The 23,706-nt window shown below is 65.6% G+C and carries 22 protein-coding genes and 1 pseudogene; 14 read left to right on the top strand and 9 right to left on the bottom strand.

What is annotated here, in order from left to right; genetic code table 11:
- The first annotated feature begins 224 nt into the window (after positions 1-224).
- The 5 genes from AKJ09_RS25060 to AKJ09_RS25040 all read left to right on the top strand — a co-directional run bounded on the left by AKJ09_RS25060 (position 225) and on the right by AKJ09_RS25040 (position 5,589).
- Complete coding sequence (locus AKJ09_RS25060) at positions 225-1,772, top strand: HAMP domain-containing sensor histidine kinase (RefSeq protein ID WP_146649901.1); 1,548 nt, start codon at positions 225-227, stop codon at positions 1,770-1,772.
- Positions 1,772-3,256 carry a sigma-54-dependent transcriptional regulator gene (locus tag AKJ09_RS25055; RefSeq protein ID WP_146649898.1) on the top strand — a complete coding sequence of 495 codons (1,485 nt, stop codon included), beginning with the start codon at positions 1,772-1,774 and terminating at the stop codon, positions 3,254-3,256. Before AKJ09_RS25060 ends, AKJ09_RS25055 begins: the two co-directional genes overlap by 1 nt.
- Before the next feature lie 155 nt (positions 3,257-3,411).
- A complete protein-coding gene (locus AKJ09_RS25050; protein WP_146649897.1) occupies positions 3,412-4,293 on the top strand; it encodes a YoaK family protein in 882 nt (293 codons plus the stop codon).
- A 162-nt stretch (positions 4,294-4,455) separates the two neighbouring features.
- Complete coding sequence (locus tag AKJ09_RS25045) at positions 4,456-4,845, top strand: hypothetical protein (RefSeq protein ID WP_146649895.1); 390 nt, start codon at positions 4,456-4,458, stop codon at positions 4,843-4,845.
- Positions 4,846-5,049: 204 nt separating this feature from the next.
- A complete protein-coding gene (locus tag AKJ09_RS25040) occupies positions 5,050-5,589 on the top strand; it encodes an Hsp20/alpha crystallin family protein (RefSeq protein WP_169927842.1) in 540 nt (179 codons plus the stop codon).
- An 84-nt stretch (positions 5,590-5,673) separates the two neighbouring features.
- On the opposite strand, the gene AKJ09_RS25035 is transcribed toward AKJ09_RS25040, so the two are convergent.
- Positions 5,674-6,903 (bottom strand): methyltransferase, encoded by a 1,230-nt coding sequence (locus tag AKJ09_RS25035; RefSeq protein WP_205633799.1) that lies wholly within the window; start codon positions 6,901-6,903, stop codon positions 5,674-5,676.
- Between the two features lie 93 nt (positions 6,904-6,996).
- Between AKJ09_RS25035 and AKJ09_RS25030 the strand changes: the two genes are divergently transcribed.
- The gene (locus AKJ09_RS25030; protein ID WP_146649891.1) at positions 6,997-7,914 is read left to right on the top strand and encodes a tetratricopeptide repeat protein; all 918 of its coding nucleotides are present in this window, start codon (positions 6,997-6,999) and stop codon (positions 7,912-7,914) included.
- 67 nt (positions 7,915-7,981) lie between these two features.
- On the opposite strand, the gene AKJ09_RS25025 is transcribed toward AKJ09_RS25030, so the two are convergent.
- Positions 7,982-8,782 carry a hypothetical protein gene (locus AKJ09_RS25025; RefSeq protein ID WP_146649889.1) on the bottom strand — a complete coding sequence of 267 codons (801 nt, stop codon included), beginning with the start codon at positions 8,780-8,782 and terminating at the stop codon, positions 7,982-7,984.
- Positions 8,783-8,912: 130 nt separating this feature from the next.
- A pseudogene (gene zwf / locus AKJ09_RS25020) lies at positions 8,913-10,294 on the bottom strand (glucose-6-phosphate dehydrogenase).
- 69 nt (positions 10,295-10,363) lie between these two features.
- Here zwf and AKJ09_RS25015 point away from each other — a divergent pair.
- The 3 genes from AKJ09_RS25015 to AKJ09_RS25005 all read left to right on the top strand — a co-directional run bounded on the left by AKJ09_RS25015 (position 10,364) and on the right by AKJ09_RS25005 (position 12,357).
- Positions 10,364-11,011 carry an NADPH-dependent FMN reductase gene (locus tag AKJ09_RS25015; RefSeq protein ID WP_146649887.1) on the top strand — a complete coding sequence of 216 codons (648 nt, stop codon included), beginning with the start codon at positions 10,364-10,366 and terminating at the stop codon, positions 11,009-11,011.
- Positions 11,012-11,110: 99 nt separating this feature from the next.
- Positions 11,111-11,851 carry a HAMP domain-containing protein gene (locus AKJ09_RS25010; protein WP_240488582.1) on the top strand — a complete coding sequence of 247 codons (741 nt, stop codon included), beginning with the start codon at positions 11,111-11,113 and terminating at the stop codon, positions 11,849-11,851.
- Between the two features lie 14 nt (positions 11,852-11,865).
- Positions 11,866-12,357, top strand: coding sequence for a TerB family tellurite resistance protein (locus AKJ09_RS25005; RefSeq protein WP_146649883.1), 492 nt, complete (start codon positions 11,866-11,868; stop codon positions 12,355-12,357).
- Positions 12,358-12,506: 149 nt separating this feature from the next.
- Here the strand turns inward: AKJ09_RS25005 and AKJ09_RS25000 are convergent, their stop codons facing one another.
- The 5 genes from AKJ09_RS25000 to AKJ09_RS24980 all read right to left on the bottom strand — a co-directional run bounded on the left by AKJ09_RS25000 (position 12,507) and on the right by AKJ09_RS24980 (position 17,905).
- On the bottom strand, positions 12,507-12,896 hold the full coding sequence (locus AKJ09_RS25000; protein ID WP_146655651.1) for an endonuclease domain-containing protein: 390 nt from the start codon (positions 12,894-12,896) through the stop codon (positions 12,507-12,509).
- A gap of 224 nt (positions 12,897-13,120) precedes the next feature.
- Positions 13,121-14,698, bottom strand: coding sequence for a transporter (locus AKJ09_RS24995; protein WP_146649881.1), 1,578 nt, complete (start codon positions 14,696-14,698; stop codon positions 13,121-13,123).
- Positions 14,695-15,342 carry a hypothetical protein gene (locus AKJ09_RS24990; protein WP_146649879.1) on the bottom strand — a complete coding sequence of 216 codons (648 nt, stop codon included), beginning with the start codon at positions 15,340-15,342 and terminating at the stop codon, positions 14,695-14,697. The genes AKJ09_RS24995 and AKJ09_RS24990 overlap by 4 nt, the downstream gene beginning before the upstream one ends.
- 75 nt (positions 15,343-15,417) lie before the next feature.
- Positions 15,418-16,395 carry a DUF72 domain-containing protein gene (locus tag AKJ09_RS24985; RefSeq protein ID WP_146649877.1) on the bottom strand — a complete coding sequence of 326 codons (978 nt, stop codon included), beginning with the start codon at positions 16,393-16,395 and terminating at the stop codon, positions 15,418-15,420.
- 88 nt (positions 16,396-16,483) lie between these two features.
- The gene (locus AKJ09_RS24980; RefSeq protein WP_146655650.1) at positions 16,484-17,905 is read right to left on the bottom strand and encodes a phosphoribosyltransferase family protein; all 1,422 of its coding nucleotides are present in this window, start codon (positions 17,903-17,905) and stop codon (positions 16,484-16,486) included.
- A gap of 154 nt (positions 17,906-18,059) precedes the next feature.
- On the opposite strand from AKJ09_RS24980, the gene AKJ09_RS24975 reads away from it, so the two are divergent.
- The 4 genes from AKJ09_RS24975 (at position 18,060) to AKJ09_RS24955 (ending at position 21,483) form a co-directional block, all read left to right on the top strand.
- A complete protein-coding gene (locus AKJ09_RS24975; protein WP_146649875.1) occupies positions 18,060-18,299 on the top strand; it encodes a hypothetical protein in 240 nt (79 codons plus the stop codon).
- A 166-nt stretch (positions 18,300-18,465) separates the two neighbouring features.
- Positions 18,466-19,272 (top strand): dienelactone hydrolase family protein, encoded by an 807-nt coding sequence (locus AKJ09_RS24970; RefSeq protein WP_146649873.1) that lies wholly within the window; start codon positions 18,466-18,468, stop codon positions 19,270-19,272.
- Positions 19,273-19,484: 212 nt separating this feature from the next.
- A complete protein-coding gene (locus tag AKJ09_RS24965; RefSeq protein WP_146649871.1) occupies positions 19,485-19,958 on the top strand; it encodes a YidH family protein in 474 nt (157 codons plus the stop codon).
- A 358-nt stretch (positions 19,959-20,316) separates the two neighbouring features.
- Entirely contained in the window at positions 20,317-21,483 is a 1,167-nt protein-coding gene (locus AKJ09_RS24955) for a hypothetical protein (RefSeq protein WP_146649867.1), read from the top strand.
- A 1-nt stretch (position 21,484) separates the two neighbouring features.
- Here AKJ09_RS24955 and AKJ09_RS24950 read toward each other — a convergent pair whose 3' ends face one another.
- The gene (locus AKJ09_RS24950; protein WP_146649865.1) at positions 21,485-22,744 is read right to left on the bottom strand and encodes a methylated-DNA--[protein]-cysteine S-methyltransferase; all 1,260 of its coding nucleotides are present in this window, start codon (positions 22,742-22,744) and stop codon (positions 21,485-21,487) included.
- Between the two features lie 63 nt (positions 22,745-22,807).
- On the opposite strand from AKJ09_RS24950, the gene AKJ09_RS24945 reads away from it, so the two are divergent.
- Complete coding sequence (locus tag AKJ09_RS24945) at positions 22,808-23,695, top strand: aminoglycoside phosphotransferase family protein (RefSeq protein WP_146649863.1); 888 nt, start codon at positions 22,808-22,810, stop codon at positions 23,693-23,695.
- Positions 23,696-23,706 lie beyond the last annotated feature (11 nt).

Below are 23,706 nucleotides of genomic sequence, written 5' to 3'. Positions count from 1 at the left end.
GAGCCTTCTTCACGCGGCGTGCCGTCACCTCTCGACGCGCTCATCCAGCGGGTTTCCCGGTATCGCCATGCTTGGGCTCGCCACGATGCCCATCGAATTGTCGGCAGCGACCGACACTGCGCCAGCGGGGTGTCGGAGCCCACCGACGGAGCGGAAAACGAGGCTCGAGCGCGGTCGTGAGCGATGCAGAGGGACCTTCGGCCGACTATGGTTGACCAGACGCCATGGCGACTCTACGGCTCTCGACCAGACTCGGGCTCACCCACGGCGTACTCGCGCTGCTCTTGCTGCTGCTCGTCATCGGGACCTTCCAAGGTCTCGTGCGCATGCTCGGGCTCATCACCGACATGCGCGACGAACATCTCTCGTCGGTCGACGCCGAAGAAGAGCTGCATCGGTCGGCTTGGGCGATCGAAGTCGCCGTCCGCCATGGCCAGGCATCGTGCGCGCGCGGAGGCGACGAGAACGAGGTCCGAGCGAGGATCAAAGCCGCGCGGGCGAAGCTCGGCGAAGTGCTCGTCAAGGACAAGGACGTTCCTCCCGGCCTCACCAACACGACGTCGCGGTATCTCGGTCTCGCCGATTCGGCCACGGGCTCGGACACGTGCGCGGTTCTTCGCGCACCGGAGACCGACGCCATGCGCGCCATGCTCGACGAAGACCTCACCAACGCATGGATCGACCGCCTGCAGGAGCTCCACGACGATATCGAGAAGAAGGAAGAAGAGGCGCGGGGCATCGGCGTCTTCACGGCCGCGACGGGTATCGTCATCGCGTTCATCGGTGCGGTCGCCGCGGTGCTCGTCACGCGAACGACGGCACGAAGCGTCACCGCTCCCATCGCCGAGCTCGCTGCGGGCGCCACGCGTCTGGGCGAGGGTGACTTCACACCGATCCCTCCGCCGAGAGGGCCGCTCGAAGTCGAAGAGCTCTGGAAGGATCTCGAGCGAATGCGTCTTCGCTTGCTCGAAATCGAACAGCTCAAGACGACGTTCCTCGCCAACGTCTCGCACGAGCTCCGTAGCCCGCTCACACGCGTGCGCGAAGGTCTCGCCCTCCTCGCCGACGAGACCGTCGGCCCGCTCACCGCTCCTCAACGTCGCGTCGTGAGCCTCGCGTCGCGAGCGTGCGAACGGGAGGTGCGCATCGTCAACGCGCTGCTCGACATGTCGCGACTGAGCTCGGGTTTGCCGCTGCGGACCGAAGCAGGGGGCGACATCGACCGCGTGCTCGAGGCCATCGCCGAAGACGAACGGCTGGAAGCGACGGAGCGCGGTGTCGAAATCGAGATCTCCGCGGTCGGCTCCGTGCCCGGCATGGAGATCGACTCTCCACTGGTCGAGCGCGCCATCGCCAACCTCGTGCGCAACGCCGTATCCGTCTCCTCACGAGGCTCGAAGGTCAAACTCGAGCGGACGCTGGTGCACGGTTCGGGAAAGATAGGCCGCGCCGTGGCCATCGACATCATCGACGCCGGCCCGGGCCTGCCGCCGGACGTGCGAAACGCCAAATTCAAGCCGTTCAGTGCGGCGAGCGTGACTGGAATCGCGCGGCCGGCCGGCATTGGGCTCGGTCTCGCGCTCGCGCACGAAGTGGCGCATGCCCACGGCGGAGATCTCACGGTGCTCCGTTCGGACGAATCAGGTACGACCTTCCGTTTCGAGCTACCCCTTGGACCGCAGGTCGTCGTCGTCGACGCTAGCCCGACCTCGAAGTCGCCTGCCGACGTGACGTCACGACGAGCTTCCAACGAAAGCCCAGCGAGCACCTGATGAGCACCTCGATCAACCCCGCGAGCGACGCCCCCTTCGTCCTCATCGTCGACGACGACGCCGAGCTGTGCGAGCTGCTCTCGCTGCGGCTCGAGGCCAAGGGCTACCGCGTCGCCTCCCGTTACACGGTCGAAGACGCGGTCAAGGCATTGGGCACCGAACACGTCGATGCCATGCTCGTCGACCTGCGCCTCGGATCAGGCAACGGCTTCGACGTGCTCGAGGCCGTGCGGAAGCGCTCGCCCGACGTTCCGGTGATCATCCTCACCGCGCACGGCTCGATCGAAACGGCCGTCGAGGCGATGAAGCGTGGCGCCTTCGGCTTCATCACGAAGCCGTTCCTCGATCACGACCTTCTCCAGAAGCTCGCGCACGCAACGGAGAGCTATCGCCTCCGGCGCGAGGTCGCAGGCCTCCGCCGATTGGTCGGAGCGCCGAGCGGTGATGGCAGCCTCCTCGGTGTGAGCCCGGGCATCGAACAGGTCCGCGAGATCGTCGCGCGCGTGGCGCCGACCGAGGCCACCGTGCTGATCCTCGGTGAGTCGGGAACCGGCAAGGAGCTCGTCGCTCGATCGATTCACTCGCTTTCGCCACGCTCCAAGGGCCCCTTCGTGGCCGTGAATTGCGCCGCCCTCGCCCCCGAGCTGCTCGAGAGCACGCTCTTCGGTCACACGAAGGGTGCCTTCACCGGCGCCACGGCCGATCGCGACGGGCTCTTCGGAGCCGCTCGCAAAGGCACCCTGTTTCTGGACGAGATCGGCGAGGCGTCGCCGAGCGTCCAGGCCAAGCTCCTGCGCGTCTTGCAGGAGAAGCGCTACACGCGCGTCGGCTCGAACGCCGAGCAAGAAGCCGACGTACGCGTGGTCGCGGCGACGAACCGCGACCTTCGACAGGAGGTCGCCGAGAAGCGCTTCCGCGAAGATCTCTTCTATCGCCTCCACGTCCTTCCGGTCGTGGTGCCACCGCTTCGCGAGCGCGCCGAAGACGTCCCTCTCCTCGCCGAGATGTTCCTCGAACGCACCGCCGCGCGCCACGGAACCGCCGTTCCGCGCATCTCGCCGCGCGCGCGTCGGGCACTTTCGCAGCACACGTGGCCTGGCAACGTACGCGAGCTCGCGAACGTGATGGAGGCCGCACTCGTGCTCTCGGGAGGCGCCGAAATCGAAGTCGAGCACCTGCCTGGCATCAGCCTCGGCGGAAACGAAGGTGACGGCCCGCGCGGTGCGCCCGCGTCCGATCTCGGAACTGCCATCGACAAGCTGCTCGCGCCGTACCGCGCAGCCGAGGCGGCGCCACTGCCGCCGATGCGAGAAGCACGCGACGCCTTCGAACGCGCCTATGTCGAGGCCGTCCTCGCACGTGCACAAGGAAACGTGGCCCTCGCCGCCAAACTCGCCGGGCGCAATCGAACCGATTTCTACGATTTGCTCCGTCGTCACGGGCGCTCGGCAGCGAACAGCAAGCGAAGCGATAGCGACGATTGACCCACGCTCGAGCTCGCGAATCGAGCTTCGTCGGGATTCACCGACAACGTCGGAGCCTCCCGACAGAGCGAGCGCGAGAGCAGGCAAAAAAGCCGTCAAAACCCGTGTTTTTTTGCGGGCAAAGCGCGCGGCATTCGCCTTGCTAATCGAGCCGCATGGCCGACGTTCACGCAGCTCCGCCCGCTTCGCGTTCGATGGCGCGTCTCGAGCGCGCGCCCGCGATCGCCACACGCGATAGCTTCAACAAACCTTCGCCTCGAAACGACAACGCGACGTCACGCAAGTCCGCCGCTGAACGACGCTTCGTCGAACGACGTCGTGAGATCCTCCGCTGGCTCGCGCTCTCCGCTGTGGCCGGTGCCGTCAACACGGGTGCGTTCCTCGCTTGTCAGCGCTTCGTGAGCCACGTCACGGGAACCGCCACCCTCATCGGTTCCGACGTGGGCCGCTGGGGACTCATGTCCGAATACTCTCTCGTGCTCGTGTGCTTCGTGGCCGGCGCGTTCGCTTCGGCATTCGCGACCGACTCGGGCCTGACGCGTAGCAAGCCGCTATGGGGCCTCTCGATGCTCGGCGTCGTCCTCATCCTCTCGGGCGTCGCCATCGGCGGAGCCCTCGGCGCCTTCAGCGCGTTCGGGGGGAGCGTCGAGCAGACGAGCGACTTTACTCTCCTCTCGCTCCTCAGCTTCTCGATGGGCCTCCTCAACGCGGGCTTTGCGCGCGCCACGAAGGACGGACTCCGCACGACGCACCTCACCGGTGATGCCACCGACGTCGGTGTTTTCGCCGCGACCGCGGTGCTTCGCCTGGGCGACGCTCGCAAGGAAGCGCTGATCAACGCGGCGCTCCGGGCTGGAAAGCTGCTCGTGTTCATCGGCGGCGCGGCCACGATGGCGGAGCTGGCGCCTCGCTTCGGGTACCTCGCCTTCCTCGTTCCCGCGATGGCCACGCTCGCGGTGAGCGGTTCGGCGATCGTGCGCGACATCACCCGCTTGGTGACCGGCGACGACGAGCTTCCCGAAGGCGAACGCGTCTAGCGACCACGGGAGTCGAGCGCGTTCGCGTTCCACAGCGCCAAACTCTCGACGACGTCAACGTGCCGGCGTCAACGTGTCGGCGCCAAACCTTCGACGCCTCGAGATTTCCGCGAGAACGTCCTCGCTTCGACTCGCGGCAAACGCCTTGCAATGGGCGCTGTCGTGAACGCACGCAAGTGGACCCGCGAGCCATCGACCGACTCTCTCCAGCACGCACACGATCGCGCTCGGACATCGCAGCGACCAACGTTGGCCCTCGCCGTCGAGCCGGTGGAGGAGCGGACGCGACGTCAGAGCATGATGCCGCCTGCCTCTCGCTCCTTGCTCCCGACGAAGAGCATCAACACGTCGTGGGCGCCTCCACCCGAAGCACGCGGGACGATGGCGTCGCGCATCCCGGGCCCCGCGGCCGTCCCTCACTTCGTCATCGGCGTGCGCTCGTCGCCGCCCTCCATCCCGATCGCATCCTCGCCTTGGGCCGGCTGGATCCTGCTCGCGAGCGCGCTGTTTCTCTGTGCGACCGTCCTCGGGGCGTTCTTGTACTACGGCTGAGGGGCTGCTCGCGCTCGGCCGCCACGTCCACCTCGGGCGCCAGAAGGCGGGAACGCCGATGGAACGCGTGCTCGAGCCTGCGGGAAGTCGTTGGCACTCCCCTTGACGAAGCCCATACGAGGCTTATTTGTCAGGTCAGACGTCGCGGATGAACCCCCGCCGACGAGCTCGACATACTCCTCACATCCAACGGAGGTTGCACTCATGCTTACTGGCCTGCGCAGCTGGAGTGCCTTCCCGGTGTTCGATCGTCTGTTCGACGACGCCATGACCGACGTCATGGGCGGCACACTGGGGACGGCCCATGCTTCGAAGACGTTCACCCCTGCCATCGACGTCCACGTGACGGAAGACGAGATCGTCTTCGCGTGTGACGTACCGGGCGTGAAAGCCTCGGATCTCGAAGTGACGATCGACAAGGGCGTTTTGACCATCAAGGGTCAGCGCAAGTTCGAAAGCCCGCAGCAATCGGCGGCGAGCAGCGCAAACGCCGCGAGCACAGAGGTCGCCGCGCAGGATCCGACTGCCAAGGCGCAGGCCGCGTCGCGAACCGCGAATGGCAAAGTCTGGCTGGGTCGCTCGTACGGCTCGTTCGCTCGCTCGTACACGCTGCCCGAGGGTATCGACGCCGAGAAGATGGTGGCCGATCTCTCCGATGGCGTGCTCAGCGTCCGCATTCCGAAGGTCGCCAAACCGAAGCCTCGCCGCATCGAGGTCAAAATCGGAACTTCCTCGAACGGCTGACGACGCGAACGTCGCGCCTGATGGAATCCGTTCGGGCCTCCTGACTCTCGAGTTGGGAGGCCTTTTCCTATTTGGCGCGCATTCTCACGCCGTACGTGTGGCGAGGATCGCCAGATTCCGCGCACTCGCTTCGGCCGGAAAGAGCGTCCCATAGGCGAGCGCATAGCCGTGCGAGGCAAGATGGGAGGCCCGATCGAAGAGCACGTAGATCTCGAGAAGGCGCGCCAGCATCTCCCGAGGTAGCGACCACCGCCGTACGGCCGCTTGGACGCGACGAGCCTGGACTGCCATCTCGGCAATCTCCGACATGGACGGCACCGTCAAACCTCGGAGCTCGAAGACGCGGTGAACCAGTCGCGGCAGATCTTCCAGAGCGGTCCGCCGATTGAGCCCCTCGAGCTCCGCGGAAGGCTTCACCTCGACGCCTCGCGAAGCGAGAAGGAGCCTCACCGTGAGACGTTTTTCGCGCGCCGCGAGATTTTCGTCGAGTGACGCCTCGACACCTTCCGCACGCGACATCAAGTTACTCAGGCCGAGAATGGATTTCGGCAATTGCAGGGCGGTGCGCTCGCGATGCTCGGCGCGCAGCGGCATTCGAACTTCGGCCCGCCGCTTCTGCAGACAACAACCGACGAAGGCCACCGATGCGGAGCATTCCGCGGCGGCCACGACGAGTGCGTCACCGAGCTCGCCACAAGCGTGCAGAGCGACCGCGCAATCGCCCTCACGAAAGGCGAATCCGTCACGTAAAACGTCGGTCGTCTCGAACCGCGGCGGCGAAGACGACGGCATTGCGTTGGCTCGCTCGACGAGTCGCCCGTCTCTCTCGAGTCCAACCGCGGGCAAGGCCAGCCGCTCGGCCAGCTCGCGCGTCAAGTGCCCGTGACCGGCCCCGACGTCGACGACGCGGCGAGCGTTCCGTGAAACGACCGAGGCCGCGTGCACGAAGGCCTCCACCTGGGCACGTTTGCGCGGGTTCTCCCCTCGCCTTGCGGTGCGCAGGGCGAGCTGCGCCGTCTCGACGAGATTCGGCACCTCGCATGCCTCGCGAATTCGCGAAGCGAGCTCCGTGAGCGATGCAGGAGCGTCGCCCGCGCGCGGGGTGATGATGGCGGCCAGACCGTGCTCCTCGGCGACGCGCACCTCTCCCTCGGACAGCGAGCCGAGAAAATCGGTCCAACCGCGTCGGTCGATCGAGGGAGGAGGCCGCTCGGACGCGGGGCGCTCGTCGACCACGTCGCGCACGGTGGCAAGGAGAGACGCGACCTCGTCGAGCCTTCTCTCCACCGATCCAGCTTGATTCAGCGCGACCACGACGTTCCGAACCTCTTGAAACAGGCTGTCACAAATAGCCTGTTTTCGTGACGGTCGAGCGCTTCATGGCACCGGCCGTGCAGCACGGCTTGCATGCTGCAGCTCCGCGGTGAGGCAATCGCTCTTCTTCTGCTGTCCGCCACGTCCGGCATCGGAATGATGGCGTGCGCCTCGTCCCACCCGACGGGGCCCATCGCGCCGCCGGCGAGGCCGGTGAGGCTCACGAGCGCCGAGGTGGTTTCCCATCGGGTTGGAAACCGTGAGGCCAGCGAATCGGCGGACGCCTCGACGAGCGCGCAGTATCGAGAAGCCTTGAGCCGCGCCGAGAACGCCATCCTCATGTCGCCGAACACGCCGTGGCCTTACTACAACCGCGCGGTCGCATTGCGCTACCTCAACCGCACGGACGACGCCGTGGCGGCATTTCGCGACGCCGAGGCTCGATTCGGCGAGCGCGAGCGATGGGGCAAGTCGATTGCCATCTACGGTCGTGCGCGCGTGCTCGACGACGCCAATCGCTGCCCCGAAGCACGTGAGGCGTATGCGCAATACGCCAAGCTCGTCGCGCCCTCCAATCCGCAAGCGGCCAATCTAGCCATTGACTACGGCAACGAGTGCAATCGGCCGACGCAGGGCGCCATCGACGCCGCGAAGGAGCGCACGAACGAGATGATTCTCGACCAAGACTGGGACGGCGTTCTCGCTCTGCAGAACGCGTCACCAGCCGCGTCGGGCGACGCGTGGTCCGAATACAATCGTGCAATCGCGCTCGATGGCGTCGGACGCACGGACGAGGCCGTGGCCGCCTTCGACAGCGCTGCCAAGCGCTTCGACACCGACCTGCATGGCCAGACGTCGGCGCTCTACGGGAAGGCCCGCACGCTCGACAAGGCCAAGCGGTGCGAAGAAGCCGAGAAGGCGTATCAGGAATTTGCCGACACGATCCGTACGATGGCCCCGAAGAGCGCCGACATGGCCCTCGAGATCGCGCAAGACTGCAAGACGCACTGACCCGCAGACGAGGAACGACTCTCCGTCGACGAACTCAAGGGCGCCGACGGAGAGATGCGCCGTTCGTTCAGGAACGCTCGATCGCCTCGAAGATGGCGCCCTGCAGAGTCAGCAGTCGCTCGCGCGACAGGGCGCCGCCATCACGTTCGGCGAGCACGAAACGATCGCGTGCGCGCCCGTTTTCGGTCTTCGCGCGCAGGTTCGTGATGTGAATGCCGGCGCGAAAGAGCGCCTGCGTGACGATGAGCAAGAGCCCTGGCTTGTCGACGGCCTCGACGGTGAGAACGGTCGAGCCATCGGTGGGGTCCTCTTCGAAACGCACGCTCGTCGCAGGCGTCGGTGCGGGAATCGATCGAGGCAACGAAGCTTCGAACGTTGCTTCGCCCGTGGCGAGCGCCTCGACCATCTCGCCGATGCGAGCTACATCGCGCGCCCGGACGGGAAGCACCGCACCGCCCGGAGCGAGCCGACGAATCCAGAGGAAGCCTACGGCTTCGGTCGTGCGTGTGTCCGGCCGAATTCGGCAATACGCCTCTGCCGCGACGACGTCGATGTCGTACGCAACGAGAGCCGCACTGATCTGCGAGAACAGGCCCGGTCGATCATCGGCCACGATGCAGATCGCCGCGACCCGTTCCGACAGCTCGCGCCAGAGCTCGACGCGCGTCGCATGCGCGGCGCGGCGACGGACGATGCCGGCGTGCGCTTCGATCGCGTCCGTGTCGAACGTGGCCCGATACGCCAGCGGCATCGACTCGATGAACGAGGCCGTGGTCTCGCCGGTCTCGGACTCGGCGAGATCTCCGCGAACGCTCGGGTCGCTCCCATTCCCCCATGCTGCACTGGAAAGCGGCTCTTGCTCCGACATGACTTTCGAAGCGTACGAATAGTCGGTGTCGCGCCGTTTGCTTCCGTGTTTCGAGAATGTTGCAAAGTGCTGAGCTTGGATTGCAGCACCTACATCGAAATCTCTGCCGTAGGGCCGCGCTCGTGACGAATCAACGGATGGGATTCCACCCGCCAACGTCAGCGACGAGGCGCTCGGCTTCCTTCGGTCCCCACGTACCGGGCTCGTAGTCGTACATGGGGCTTGGTCCGTGGATGACCGGGTCGACGATGGCCCATGCCGCCTCGACCACGTCCTGACGCGCGAACAGCGTGGCGTCCCCCATCATCGCGTCACCGAGAAGACGCTCGTACGCCTCCATGCGGCCGTCGGTTCCCTGCGCCGGCTCGGTCGCGAATGTGAGCTCGACCGGTTCTCCGGTCATCTTCTCGCCCGCCACCTTTTGCCGCGCACCGATGGCGATGCAGACGTCCGGGCTGAGTCGGAAGCGCAAGTGATTGCCCATCTTCGGGGCAGGTTCCTTGAACACGACCTGAGGCGGATTCTTGAATTCGACCATCACTTCCGTGCAGGTGGTCTCGAGCGCCTTTCCTGCACGGACGATGAAGGGCACGCCCTCCCAACGCCACGAGTCGACATAGAGTCGAAGCGCGGCGTAGGTCGCCATGAAGGAGTCGCCAGCCACCCCGGGCTCGTCGCGATAGCCCTTGAACTGCCCGCGTACGAGATTCTCGACGCAGAGCGGGCGCACCGTTCGAAGCACCTTCGCTTGCTCGTCACGAATCGCTTCGGGGATCGTGCTCGAAGGCGCCTCCATCGCGAGGTAGCTGATGACCTGCAAGAGGTGATTCTGGATGACGTCGCGAATGACGCCCGTCTCGTCGTAGAATTTTCCGCGGCCCTTCACGCCGAACGATTCGGCCATGGTGATCTGCACGTTCTCGACGTATTGCCGGTTCAGAATCGGCTCGAGAAAGGCATTGGCAAATCGGAAATAGAGAATGTTCTGAACGGCTTCTTTTCCGAGGTAGTGATCGATGCGGAAGATCGACTCCTCCGGGAAGTACTCGTGGAGAGTCTGATTCAGCGCTCGCGCCGAAGCGAGGTCGCGACCGAAAGGCTTCTCGACGACGATGCGTGCTCCCGACGCGCAGTTCGCCTCCGCGAGACGCTTGGCCACGACCGAGAACATGCTCGGCGGAATGGCAAGGTAGTGCAGGGGCGAAGGGTGGGGCCGAGCTGGTTGCGAAGCTCGGTGAAGGTCGACGCCTCGTTGTAGTCGCCATCGACGTAACGAAGCCGCTGGGCGAGCCGCTCGAACGTGGCCTCGTCGAAGCACTTGTTCGCCACGAGGCTGTCTTTCGCGCGCTGGACGAGATTGTCTCGGGTCCAGCCCGACTTCGCGACTCCGACGATGGGAACCTCGAGCCTCCCACGACGGCAGAGCCCCGCGAGTGCGGGGAAGACCTTCTTGAACGCGAGGTCCCCCGAGGCCCCGAAGAACACCAATGCATCGGACGGCGGCGGTCGCATGCACGCAGCATATCCCCATCCGGGAGCCCGTGGCGCGCGTGTTGCTCCGTGCGACCGCAGAGGCCACCCATGAAGCTCCTCGCGTTCTCCACCTCACTTCGAGACGGTTCGTTCAACCACAAGCTCATCGAGCTCGCGGCGAGGATTGCGCGACGCGACGGCGCAGAGGTCGACCTTGCCGACTTCCACGAGTTCGACATGCCCCTCTACGACGCAGATATGAACCGCGAGGAGGGGCTGCCCCACGGAGCTCTAGCGCTCGAGCGCCGGATCCTGAACGCCGATGCGCTCCTCATCGCCACCCCCGAGTACAACTACTCGATGTCCGGCGTTTTCAAGAACGCCATCGACTGGGTCTCTCGCGCCCGTCCGATGCCCTGGCGCGGCAAGGCCATCTACCTGATGTCGGCATCCCCCTCGGCGATGGGGGGCATCCGCGGCCTGTGGCAAACGCGCGTGCCGCTCGAAGGCTGCGGAGCGCTCGTGTTCCCGGACATGTTCGCGCTTCCACACTCGGACAAGGCCTTCGACCAAGACGGCAACCTGGCAGACCGCGAGAACGCCAAACGCCTGGAGGTCGAGCTTCTCGGCTTCATTCGCATGGCCGAGGCACTGGCGCCCATCTGCGCCAAGCGTCTCACCGGCACCGCACGTCAGAAGCAGCGGGAAATCGTGGCCGCGCTCGAGGAGGAGAGCAAAATCCAGCCCGCAAGTTGAACGTGCTTATCGAAGTGGCTCGTGTGCTCGGCACGACAGCTCGTCCGAAAATCGGCGTGAACTCCCACGGATCGGCGCCACGGTGTACCTTGAATGGCGATGGCTCACGCTCGCCGGAAGAAGTCGTACCTTCTCGACCCGCGCTTCCAGCTCAAATGGACCGGCTACCTCGTAGCCGTCGTGCTCGTCGTGATGACCGCTCTCGGGATCATCATCGGTCGCACGGCCGTCCGCGCGGCCGACACTGCAAGCCTCGCCGTCGCACAGGCCGAACGCGCGTACGAGGAGTCGAAGGCCAACTCCATCCTTGCTCGACGAAGCGTCGAGCTGGCAGCAGGGGACAACCCGACGCTCCAGGCGGTGATGGATGAATCACTGAAGGAGGTCGACACGCAATCCGAGAAGAACCTCTCGGAGGTGAAGCAGCGCCAGGCCGACATCCTTCGTGACCGCCGAAACCTGCAGCTCCTCCTCGGCGGCGCGGGCGTCGCGCTCCTCCTTCTCCTCGTCCTCATGGGCGTCGTCATCACCCATCGCATCGTCGGACCGGTGCACAAGATGAAGCGCCTGCTCCGCCGCGTGAGCACCGGTCGCCTCGTCATCGAGGAACGCCTCCGCCGTGGCGACGAGCTCGAAGATCTCTTCGACACCTTTCTCCAGATGACCTATTCGCTCCGCGCTCAACAGAGCGCGCGCCTCGCCACGCTCGACGACACGCTCCGCCGCGCCGAAGCGTCGTCTTCGACCCCCACCGACGTCGTCGACGGCCTCCGCGCCTTGCGCGCTCAGATGGTCATTGGCCTCGAGCGCCGTCGCGCCTCCATGCACCCGGTCGAATAGGGAGTCGACGAAACATGCGCGCTATCATCGCAGCGGCCATCGAAGATCTCTGCTCGGCCTTTTCCCGCCACGGTTACAACCCGACGCCGATCATCGATCTCGGCATCCTCGTCGCCATGGCCGACGGCATGCTCGACGAGAGCGAGCGCGGCATGCTCCGCGAGATCTTCCAGGCTTTGCTCGAGACGTCCCTCTCCGCCGAAGTCGTCGATCACCTCATCACGTCGAGCCTCGACGTCATGAGGGCCGCCGGCGCCGAAAACCGCGCCCGCCTCGTCGGCGCCATCCTCCAGGACTGCGACGCCGTCGAACCAGGCATCCTCGTCGCGCTCGGCGTCGCCTTCGCGAGCGAAGGCCTCTCCGCCGCCGAACGCACGGTCGTGGATCGCATCGCGAAGGCCGCCGGCATGCCAATACCCCGCCTGAACGAACTGATCGAAAATGCCAGACCGAAGGTGGACGCCGACCCGGTGAGCGTGCGGAGATCGCTGGCGCCGGGGGCATGAAGAGACGCCGCCCAAAGCACTGCGAGGGCTCGTAAAGCACTGCGAGGGGCTCGTAAAGCACTGCCGGGGAACCCGGCCCTCATCCCCCGCCCCTTCTCACTAAGGGAGAAGGGGTGAAAACATCGCGTGCGCAGTTAGATCATCACCCCTCATTCCCCTTCTCCCGGAGGGAGAAGGGGTAGCTCGGGAAGCGGGGGAAGTCCTCGTGATCCAGGAGCTCGGAGTGCAGCGCGAATCCGTTCGCGGACCTCGTCCGGGAAACTGAGCACAACGCAGTTCTCAAAGCGGAGCACGGTGAAGCCGAGTGTCTCGAAGAACTCGTCGCGCTCGCGATCTCGCCTCGGCTTCGGAAAATGGAGTGCTCCATCGGCTTCGACGATGAGCCATCGCTCGACGCACAAGAAATCGACGATGTAACGCCCGAGCGGCTCCTGCCGTCGAAACTTCATCCCCTCGAGCCTCCGCCCGCGCAGCATCTCCCAAAGCTGCTTCTCCGCAGGAGTCGCCCTCCTGCGTAGTCTTCGCGCATGCACGGTCATTCGCCGAATCATCCGGTTCAACCGAACGCATCGGCCATCTGCCTGACCAAGTTGTCGAGACGAGCGTTAAATCCCCCTTCTCCCTGCGGGAGAAGGGGGAGGGGATGAGGGCTCTTCCCCCTTCTCCCTTAGGGAGAAGGGGTGGGGTTGAGGGTCGGTCCCCTCTCGCCCCCTTCGCGACAAGGGTTGGGTCACCTCTCGCCCCCTCGCGACAAGGCTTCCCCCTACCCCGTGTAGGCCTCGTCCTGCTCGATGCGCGACAGCACCCAATCGTATTCGCCGCTGGTGACCTTCACACCGCAATATTGGCAATTGCCGGTCATGTTGATGGTCAACGGAGCGCCGCAGTTGGGGCATTGGCGCTCGCCCTTGTCCGTGCGCTTCTTCTGGGCGCCGCGGATGAGCGTCCAGTATTCGGTATACGCGCGCTGGCGACTCTGGCTGCCGGAGAGCAGCTTGCCGTCTTCGGAGATCGTGTAGTCGAGACCCGTCGCGTAGAGGCGAACGGTGATGGCGTCGTAGTACGCGTCGGTCGTGGCGCAGGCCAGCTCGAGGTGGGTGATGCGCGAGCCGTCGGTGCGGTTGATGCAGCGCGAGGAGCGATAGAGATCGATCCAGTACATCTGCGACTGAAAGAGATTGTCGCTCACGAACGGGCGCACCTTGGAAGGATCGCGGGCGACCCAGCCGGCGTGGAATTCCTGGAAGATGAGCCCCACGCGCTGCTGAAGGCGCGGCCAGTTGAATTCGGGGTCCTTCTGCTGGATTTGCGCGAAGACGTTGTGGGCGCGAGGGTCGACGACGGTGGGAAGGTTCGTTCCCTGCTCTTCGACGTTCGAGGTGAGCAGCGGACCGCGCGGTTCGCGTTCGAGCTCGGTGATGCTCGTGATGGCCCAGTCCTTCGTGCCCGTGACGATCTGCGTCTTGCAGTAGCTGCACACGCTGCCGCGAATCGCCGAGAGCGGGCCACCACAGTTCGGGCAATTGAGGGTACGCGCCTTGTCGGGCGTGCGTGAGCGTGCGCCGGGCGCGCGGCTGAGCGTGAGCTCCTCCTTCACATAGAAGCGCTGCTCGCCTTGAGGACGATACCGCTCGACGAAGTTCGATTCGACGATGACGGTGATCTCCGCGCCGCCCTGGGCGTCGACCTCGACGTCGTCGTAGCTCATGGCGCCGATGATGATGCCGGTCACTTCGCCGATGCGTCCGTCGTGGCGAAGGGTGGCGCGAACGTCGTCGCTGAGATAGGGCGCCAGCGCCTCCATCCCGGAAGCTCCGCGAGCGCGGTGCATTTCGGCATAGAGGAAGTAGAGGAAGTCTTCGAAGACGACGATCGAGAAGGCCGGATCCGTGCGTCGGATGGCTTCGAGCCTCGTGCGGAGGGGCTGAGGCGGCGGCTCGTTGTACATCGCACGTGCCTGCGCATGAGCCATCCCAGCGTGGGTCGACCACTCGGCGCCGTCGAAGCTCGATTTCGACTTCATGCGGACGAAGGCGACGACGCAGACAATCAGAAGCAGCGGCACGCCGAGCGCCGGGTGCTCGAAGCAGAGCAGGATCAGGTACCCGATCGCCTCGCCGCCACCACTACCACTGCTGCTGCTACCACCGCCCGAGTACGAGCCGCCGCTGCTGCGGCTACTTCCGCTGCTGCGGCTACCACCGGAATACGAGCTACCGCCGCCCGGTCGCGAGGCATAGGCCAAGGCGGTGTCGAGCAGGATGATGGTGACGATCGACGCGAACGTGATCGTCTTCTGGAGATCGCGCTTTCCGAGCGCACGAAGGAGGGTTCGTTTCATGCCACGTCGTCCGGCAGCTCGTTGACGTCGTCTTCTGCACGCGCCATCGTCGGCGCGAAACGCGGCCCGAGAGCCTCGAGCGTCTCGGCGAAGGCGTTCATGTTGGACTTCTTGAGGGCCAGTTCCAGAAGGCCGCGGGCTTCCTCGGCCGCCTTGCGCGCCTCGGCGGTCACGCCCACGTCGCAGATGATCGCGACCATGCCTTCGAACATCGAGACGAACACGAGCACTCCGGTGCGCCCCGTGGTTCGGGAGATCCCGAGATCATAGAACGCCGCCTTGGCCGCCTGCTCGACCGGAACGCGGCGAGCCGTGACGGAGAGCGCGAGCCTGCGGAGCGGTGGCAAGTACCTCGAGAGCCCGAAGCCGACGCCAAAGGCGAGTGCAACGTCGACCGGCATCAGCTCGGTCGAGAAGTCGACCGGGTAGAAGAGGAGGAACGCCAGGATGATGAAGGCGAACAGCGAACCGTACGCGAAGTCCGCCTCGGGGTACGACCGAACCTGCTTCCTCACCGTCACGACGAGCTCGGCCGAGGTTTGCAGCTCGAACGCTTTGACGGCCGCGACGGCGCGGGCCTTCGCGCGCTCGTCGAGGAACGGCAAGCGGTCGGGCAGCGGCTGAGACACCGATGCAGCAGTCATCGGCAGCAGGCTACCAAACGCGGCGCCTGGCAGGGTGAGAAGCGCACGTCCCCCATTCAGGGGGCATGCTGGACCTCAGGGCGCGTGCTGGACGGCTCGGCGGCCCCTGAGCTCGCGACGCGAACGCCCCGCCCCTTGCGCCGCCGCGCGCGGTTCCGCAAGACGCGATTCGAGCAGGAGTTCGCGCATCTGTCCCGCGTTGACGACCGCGTAGTCGGAGTAGCAGTTGTTCATCAAAACGTGGACTTCCGCCGCTTGGTCCGCAAGGCGCCGGATGCGCGGCACCCACTCACGGAGCTCGTCGACCGAGTAGCGGTATCGAAACCGGTCACGCGCGCTCTCCGCCGAGCGATTCCACCTCGAAGCGCTTCGACCGTGGAAGCGAACGAGCGCCAGATCCGACGTCGCGCTCACCACGGGTGGGATCGACGACGGGAATCCCTGGGGCTCGTCGACGCACGTGTACGTGAGATCTTCGTCACGCAGCAGCGAGAACGTCCGCTCGCGATTCTTGTCGGACATCCACGTTGCGTTCCGAAACTCCACGGCCACGCGCGCGTCGGGAAAGAGCTCGCGAATGCGCGTCACCGCCTTGCGATTCGCCGGCGAGGCCGGAAACCAAACCGGATACTGGTACAGAACGACGCCAAGGCGTCCTGCTTCTTGGAGCGGCTTGATCGAGTCGCGAAACCGGCGGCCAATCTCGGTGACGAGCTCCTCCCCCATGTCCTCCGGGTAGACGTGCGCCTTGTCGCGGAACCCCGCCGGCAGCGCGGCGCGCAGGTCGGAAGGCAATCGCTTCGGATCGGTGTAGTGCTCGGTGAGCGTCGCGAACGCCTTCACGTTCATCGTGAAGTCGCGAGGCGTCCGTGCGACCCAGAGCTCGGCCTGACGCGTCGCGGGGATCGCGTAGTACGTCGAATCATTCTCCACGATCGAGAACTGCGTCGCGTACCAGCGAAGCCGTGCCTCGGCCGTGTGGGCTTCTTTCGGATACCACCCCGACGCGATCAACGAAGGATCCGTCCAGGAGGTGATTCCGGTTCGAACCATGCCAGCCATGAGGGGCCAGCCGTGCAAAGCGCCGGCCACTTCTCGGGCTGCGGCCCGGCCCATGCATCCGAGCGCGTTCAGAGCTCGACTATGCCCGCGCTCCTGCTCGCAAACGACCGCGACCGAGGTGTTGCTTGAACCACTGGACAGCCGAGCGCGCGACTTCTTCCAGAGCGCCGGGCTGCTCGAAGAGGTGTGTCGCGCCCGTCACCACGTGCATGGCTTTCTCGCAACCGAGCTCGTTCAAGGCACGTTGATTGAGCTCGAGCACGTCCGTGTCGGCTGATCCCACGAGCAGGAGCGTCGGAGCCGCAACGTCGGCGAGGACTGGACCGGCCAAATCGGGCCTCCCGCCTCGCGAGACGATCGCACGCACGACACCAGGCCTCCGGACCGAGGCCTCCAGCGCTGCGGCCGCCCCGGTGCTCGCACCGAAGTATCCGAGAGACAGGAGCATGGTCTCCGGCATGTTGCCTGCCCAATCGGTCGCAACGAGGAGCCGTTCGGCGAGCAGGTCGATGTCGAAACGAAGCGACTCGGTCGCCTCGTCGAGCTCCGCTTCGCCCGGCGTCAGCAGATCGAAGAGCAGCGTTCCGAGTCCACTACGCTGGATCTCGCCGGCGACGAACCGATTGCGCGAACTGTGTCGCCCACTTCCACTTCCGTGCGCGAAGAGCACGAGGCCGGTGGCTCCAGGAGGAATCGTCAGTCGCCCTTCGAGCTCCGCGTCGCCCAGCGGAATGCGCACCTCGCGGTCGATGGGCACGGCGACCTGCTGCGACTGCACGGGCACGCCGCGCGCGAAGGCGTCGCGAGCCTCCCGATCGCGAATCGTGTCGCGCTCCGCTTCCGCGTGCGACGCGGCGTAATCGTTCTCGGCCCGCTGAAGCAGCACCATGACGTCTTCGTCGGTGGTCTCCGAGAAGTCGTCGTACCAAAGCCCAACCGCCATGAAGACATCGCGCGGCTGCGGGCAGACGATCTCGTCGGCCTCCGAAGCTAGCTCTTGGAGAGTCTCCGATGCGCCAACCGGAACAGCGAGGACCAGCCTGCCCGCGCCGCGCGCCCGGAGAGTGAGCAGAGCCGCACGAGCCGTCGCTCCGGTGGCTACGCCGTCATCGACGAGGATCACCGTCATGCCTCGAACGTCCTTCGGTGCCCCGTGGCGAAAACGAATGACGCGCTCTTCGACCTCCGCCTTTCCGGTCTCGACGAGCGCCTCGAGCTGTTCCTCCGCAATGCCGAGCCAGCGAACGGTGTCGCGATCGACCACCTCCACGCCGTCCTCCGCCACCGCGCCGATGGCGAACTCCGGCTCCATCGGTGCGCCGATCTTGCGAACCACACAAACGTCGAGCGGCGCATCGAGCGCTCGCGCGACCTCGTACGCCACCGGAACGCCGCCGCGAGGCAATCCAAGGACGAGCACGTTGGGCGCGAGGTTGCGGCGATTCTTCCGGAGCTCTTTGGCGAGCACGCGTCCAGCTTCGACTCGGTCCTGGTAGAGGATCTCGCGCGCTATCCGTCGATCGCGCACCATGAGGAAAGCGGGACGCAACGACGATGCCTCGAAACGGCCGGGCCCGCCTTCGCTCGCCGGCGCGGCTCAGACACTGCCCGGGGGTCCGAGACTTGCTCGATGGTCGAGATCGAAAGGTCCCGCCATGATCACGATGCACCTCACGTCCGAAGACGCTCAGTTCCTACGCGAACAGCTCGCCAGTCATACGGCTCACGTCGAAGACGAGCTCCAACACACCGGCAAACAAGGCGCGAAGAAGACGCTCGCGGGCGACCTCGAGCACCTGCAGAATCTGATCACGCAGCTCAGCGGAGCGATCGAGGGATTGGTCGTCGAGCCGGATGATCCGGCCGCCGAACAACGGCCAGCAGCGGATTCTTGAAGTCGAACGCGGCGTCGGTCGCAACCGAAGTGGCTCCTCTCCGAACCTCGCACCCGCCGAGATCGTGGGAGGAGCGACCATGCTCCGACGTTGCACGTGCGCCGCAGTTTCGACGATCGCGGAAGACATACGACGGTCGAGGCAGCTCGGCTGGTAGCATGCAGCGATGACGCTGGCCGGCTTCGACTCGTTCTCGTTCTCGCACGGCGACACGACGCGCACCGTCTTCACGCGCGGCGAAGGCCCGGCGGTCGTCGTGATCCACGAGATCCCCGGCATCACCCCCCAGGTCGCCGCCTTCGCCGAACGCGTCGCGCGCGAGGGTTTCCGCACGTACCTCCCCACGCTCCTCGGCGTGCCCGGCAAGCCGATGTCGATGGGCTACGTGCTCGAGACCACGGCGCGCGCGTGCATCAGCCGCGAGTTCCGCATCTTCGCGAGCCGCGCGTCGAGCCCCATCACCGACTACCTCCGCGCTCTGTGCCGCAAGGCGCACGCCGATTGCGGCGGCCCCGGCGTCGGCGTCGTCGGCATGTGCTTGACCGGCAACTTCGCACTCTCGCTCATGGTCGACGAAACCGTGATGGCCCCGGTGTTGAGCCAGCCGTCCCTTCCCGTCGGGCTCACGCGTCGACAGCGTGCCTCCCTCCACCTCTCGGACACAGATCTCGCGAAGGTGAAGGAGCGCGCCAAGGATGGCTGCACGGTCCTCGGCCTACGCTTCACGGGCGATCGGCTCTGTCCGCCCGAGCGATTCGACACGCTGAAACGCGAGCTCGGCGACGCGTTCGAGGGAATCGAGATCGATTCTTCCCGGGGTAATCCTCACGGCATCCCGGCTTCGGCGCACTCCGTTCTCACGACCGATCTGGTCGACGAAGCGGGTCACCCGACGCGCCAGGCCCTCGATCGCGTGCTGAGCCTGTTCCGCACGCGGCTCCGGCCGGCCGAAACGGGCGTCAAGTCGGGTTGAGACCGATTCGGCAGGCCGCGGTCACGGCTGCGGCCCACCGAAGCGTGCTCGTCGCGCTCACAACGACGCCTACTCCGGGGTCGAACTTGATGTCGCAGGCGTAGTTCACGCGTGCGGCCGGTCCGCTCGCGACGCCACGCCGGATTGCGCCGAGAGGACCGCATCGCCACATCGAAATACGATTTCGAACGATCGCGACGGCCGCCGAGCTCATGCAGGAGAACAGCGACAAGTCTGCCGCGCCTCATCTCCAAGGCTCGCTCGAGCTCGCGTCGCGCAACACGGGTCTGGCGTTCCAGCGGACGCGCCTGGCGGCGGAGCGAACCTTCATGGCGATGATCCGCACGGCGTTGTCGCTCATCGGATTCGGATTCACGATCTTCCAGTTCTTCCGAGCGCTCGAGAAGTCGAGCTTGGCCGAGGGCTCGGTGAGGCTCGCCCCCGCACGCAACTTCAGCGTCACACTCATCGTCTTCGGGCTCGTCGTGCTGGTTCTCGGCATGTGGAACCACTTCGCCATCATGCGCGCCCTCAAAGCGGAGAGGCGTGAGCTCGTCGCGGCCGGCTTGCTCCACGGCGAACTGCCCTTTCAGCTCTCCATTCCCCTCCTCTCCGGATGCGCCTTGCTGGTCATCGGGCTCGTCGCCGTTTTCGCACTGACCATGCACCAAGGTCCCTTCCACTGAGTCGGCGTGCATCGCGATCCATCGGAGCATTGAAGAGCAGGCCCCGCGGCTTAGCTTGCCCGGAACGATCACGAGTGATCGCGCGAGGGGTGGTCCGCATGCGTCGACGTATCGCCGTTCTGGCAAGCCTCGTGTCTCTGCACGCCGTGCCCGCGTTCGCACAACCCCGCCCGCGCAGCGGCCGGCTCCAGCACTCGCCCCTCAGCCGATTCCGCCTCCTCCGCCGCCTGGCGCCGAAGCGGCGCCCGCAGCCGCGCCCGCTGCCGCCCCTGGAGCGGCAGCAACTCCCGCGCCGGCTGCAGCTCCCGCAGCTCCCGCGCCGCGCGAAAAGGTAACGGCCAGCCCCGACGAGGCGTCGTTGGAAGAACGCCAGGCCGCCGAAGACCAAGCTGCCACCAACGCCGCCGACGCCGCCAATGCCGAAGCCGGATTCTTTCCCGGTTCTGGCTTCGTCCTGCGGACGAAAGACGGCAACAACAAGATGCACCTTGGGTTGCAATCACTCATGCACGCCCAGGTGACCATCAACGGCAAAGCCCAAGTCCAGGACCCGTTCGTCACCCTCCGTGCAATCTCGGAGGGAGCCATCTACCGAAAATGGATTCGTTACTGGACGAGCCTCGAGCTCGCGGCGAATCCCGTCTATCTGCTCGATGCCTATGTCGAGATCCAGCCCATCGACGAGTTCGGATTGCGCCTCGGCCAGCAGTGGACGCCCATTTCACGCCACGAATACCTCTACGGCCCGCACCAGTTGCTCTTTCCGGATTGGGACGTGGTTTCGAACTACTTCTGGACGGGCCGTGACAAGGGCATCACGGCGTTCGGCTCGTTCGCCAATCAGCTCCTCGCGTACCAGGTCGGCGCCTATCTCGGCTCACCGCTGCGGCAGTTCCAGACGATCCGCGGCAACTACCTCTTCACGGCGCGCTTCGAGCTGAACCCTTTGGGCGTTCCCGGAAACACGGAGTTTGCCTACGCGGAAAAGGAAAACGCCAAGCACGTGCCCTTCAAGTACGCCATCGGCGTCAACGGGTGGATGTCGAAAGCCAACGAGGGCATCGAAAACTTCAACCCGACGACCTTCGAGTTCGAGACGGTGCCCAGTGCGGTGACGACGGTGAACCACGGCGTCGGCGCGGACCTCTTGCTGCAATCGAACCGGATCATGGCGCAGGTCGAGTGGTACTTCCGCCATACCAATCCGCACGAAGGGTTTGCCTCCTACTCGTCGACCGGCGGCTTCGGGCAACTCGGGTATCTGTTCTACAAACGGAAGCTCGACGCCGCCGTGCGCCTATCATGGGCGGACGTCAACCTGGACGTCGCCCACGATCAAACCTACGGCATCGAATTGAACAGCACCTGGTACTTCCACGTGCCGAACATCGCCTTCAAGCTCCGCTACGGCTACGGGCACCAGCAGATGCCGAACGACGACACCGGGCTGGCGGGAGGCGCCCCGCTCATCCTCTCCGTGCCTCACGTGCACGTCATGACCGCCCAGATCAACACGTCGTTCTGATTCAAGTGCCCTTGGTCGCGGCCGCCGCACGCTCGGCAGCGCGCCACAAATACCAACTCGCGACGGTACGGTGAGGCTTCCAGCGCTCACCGAGCTTGGCGAGCTCCTTGGGCGCAGGCAGATCCTTCAGACCGAAAACGGCCGCGTAGCCTTTTCGAATTCCGTAATCGTCCACCGGCAAGATGTCCGGCCGACCGAGACGGAACATGAGCAGCATCTCCACCGTCCAGCGGCCGATTCCGCGCACCGCCGTCAGCTTCTCGACGATGTCGTCGTCGTCCATGCGGTGCACGTCTGCGAGGCCCGGGATTTCTCCGTCGGCGGCGCGCTTCGCGAGGTCCCGAAGTGCGAGAACCTTGGGTCGCGACAATCCCGCGCTGCGAAGCTTCTCGTCGGACGAGCGAAGAATGCCTTCGGCCGTGGGGCCTTCGTGCGGCCGCGGAAAGAGCGCGCAGAGACGCGCGTAGATCGTTCCCGCTGCCTTGGCCGTGAGCTGCTGATAGACGATGGCCTCGGCCAGGGCGACGAAGATGCTCGACGTCGTCTTGAGCTGCATGCGAAACGGGCCGACGCTCTCCATGAGTGCGCGCAGCTTCGGATCACCGGCGCCGAGCGCAGCAACGGCCTTCGTGGGATCGAAACCGAAGGAGCCGTCACCGTCGAACAGGCTCCGTTGCGCGGCCGCCTTGGCCCCTTCGATGGCGAGCATTCGGAGCTTGGTGGTCACCCCGCCGTTCGCCGTGAAGCCCCCCATCTTCCCGCCCGAGGCGAGAACGCGATGGCAAGGGACGACGATGGCGAACGGATTGCGACCAAGTGCCTGCCCCACGGCCCGCGCGGAGCCCTTGTCACCGAGCTTCGTGGCCACGTCGCCGTAGGTCAGCGTCTGCCCGGGCTCGATGGTCCGCGCCAATGCGTAGACGCGCTGGTGGAACGCTGGGACACCGCGCATGTCGAGGGAGATGGTCGAAAGGTCGCTCGTCTCCCCACGAAGCAAGCCGACGATGGCCGCGATGGCGCGCTCGATCTCCGAAGACGGCTCGCACTCTTCGGTGGCTTCGAATCGCTTCGCGAGCGAGGCGCGCGTCAGGCTGTCTTTTCCCTCGGGCAGTTGAAGGCCGACGACCCCCGCCTCACCCCAGGCGATCCCGCAGCGACCGATCTCCGTATCGAAGAGGGCGTAGCGAATAGACGGGGACGACGCGGAAACCGATGACGCGGCAGGCTTGCGAGACGCTGGCTTCGTCGTCTTGCTCTTCATCGGCCCGAACTCTACGACGTTCGAGCGGCGAACGCGAAGCCGTAGAGGTAGAGTCTCGCCACCGTGACTTCCCAGGACCTGGCCATCGACGAAGTCCGCCGCCTCGCTGCGGAGCTCGAGTTCCCCGCTCGTCCGGAGCTGCTCGCGGACAAGAGCAACCTCGTCCTTCGCCTGATCCCCGAAGAGCCGCACGAACGCCCACTCGTCGCGCGCGTCGCCATGGCCACGTCGATGGTTCGCGTCGGCATGGAATGGTTGAAGCGCGAGATCGAAGTCAGCCGTTTCCTCGCCGGCGATGGCGTCTCGGTCACCCGCCCGAGCACGCGCATCGAACCAGGCCCGCACGAACGAAATGGTCTCGTCATCTCGTTTTGGGAGCTCGAAGATCTCCTCGCCGCGCGGGTCGATCCCGGCGCGGCAGGGGCCGAGCTCGCACGCGCCCATCGCTCGCTCGTGAAGTATCCGAAGTCGAAGCTGCCACTCTGGGGCGGGTTCGACGAAGCGCGCGAAGTCCATGCCCGGGCCGTTCGAAACGCGTCGTTCGACGAACGTGAGCGTCGTACGCTCGAGGACGCATGGCATCGCGCCGAAGACATCATTCGGTCGGCCCCCTCGCGAACGGCGTCATTCCAGGCGGTCCACGGCGACGCGCACATCGGCAACGTGCTCGCCACGTCGCGCGGCGCGGTGTGGACGGATTGGGAAGACGCTTTCCTTGGCCCCGTCGAATGGGACATGGCCTGTTTGCAGTCGAGGCTCGTTCTCTTCGGCGAAGAGCGTGCATCCATCGAGGCCATGACCGCGGCCTACGACGCCCCTTACGATCGGGACCTCGCCCGCGATCTCGGCCTGGTGCGCAACGTCCAGGTGATCGTATGGCTCGCGGTGTTCGCCGAACGCCAGCCGGAGCTCCTCGAGCGGATGCGAGCACGCATCGCTCGACTCGAGTAGGCTCGTTCACG

It is taken from the genome of Labilithrix luteola, assembly GCF_001263205.1.
GTDB classification, from domain to species: domain Bacteria; phylum Myxococcota_A; class Polyangia; order Polyangiales; family Polyangiaceae; genus Labilithrix; species Labilithrix luteola.
This window is presented reverse-complemented; position numbering and strand designations above follow the sequence as displayed.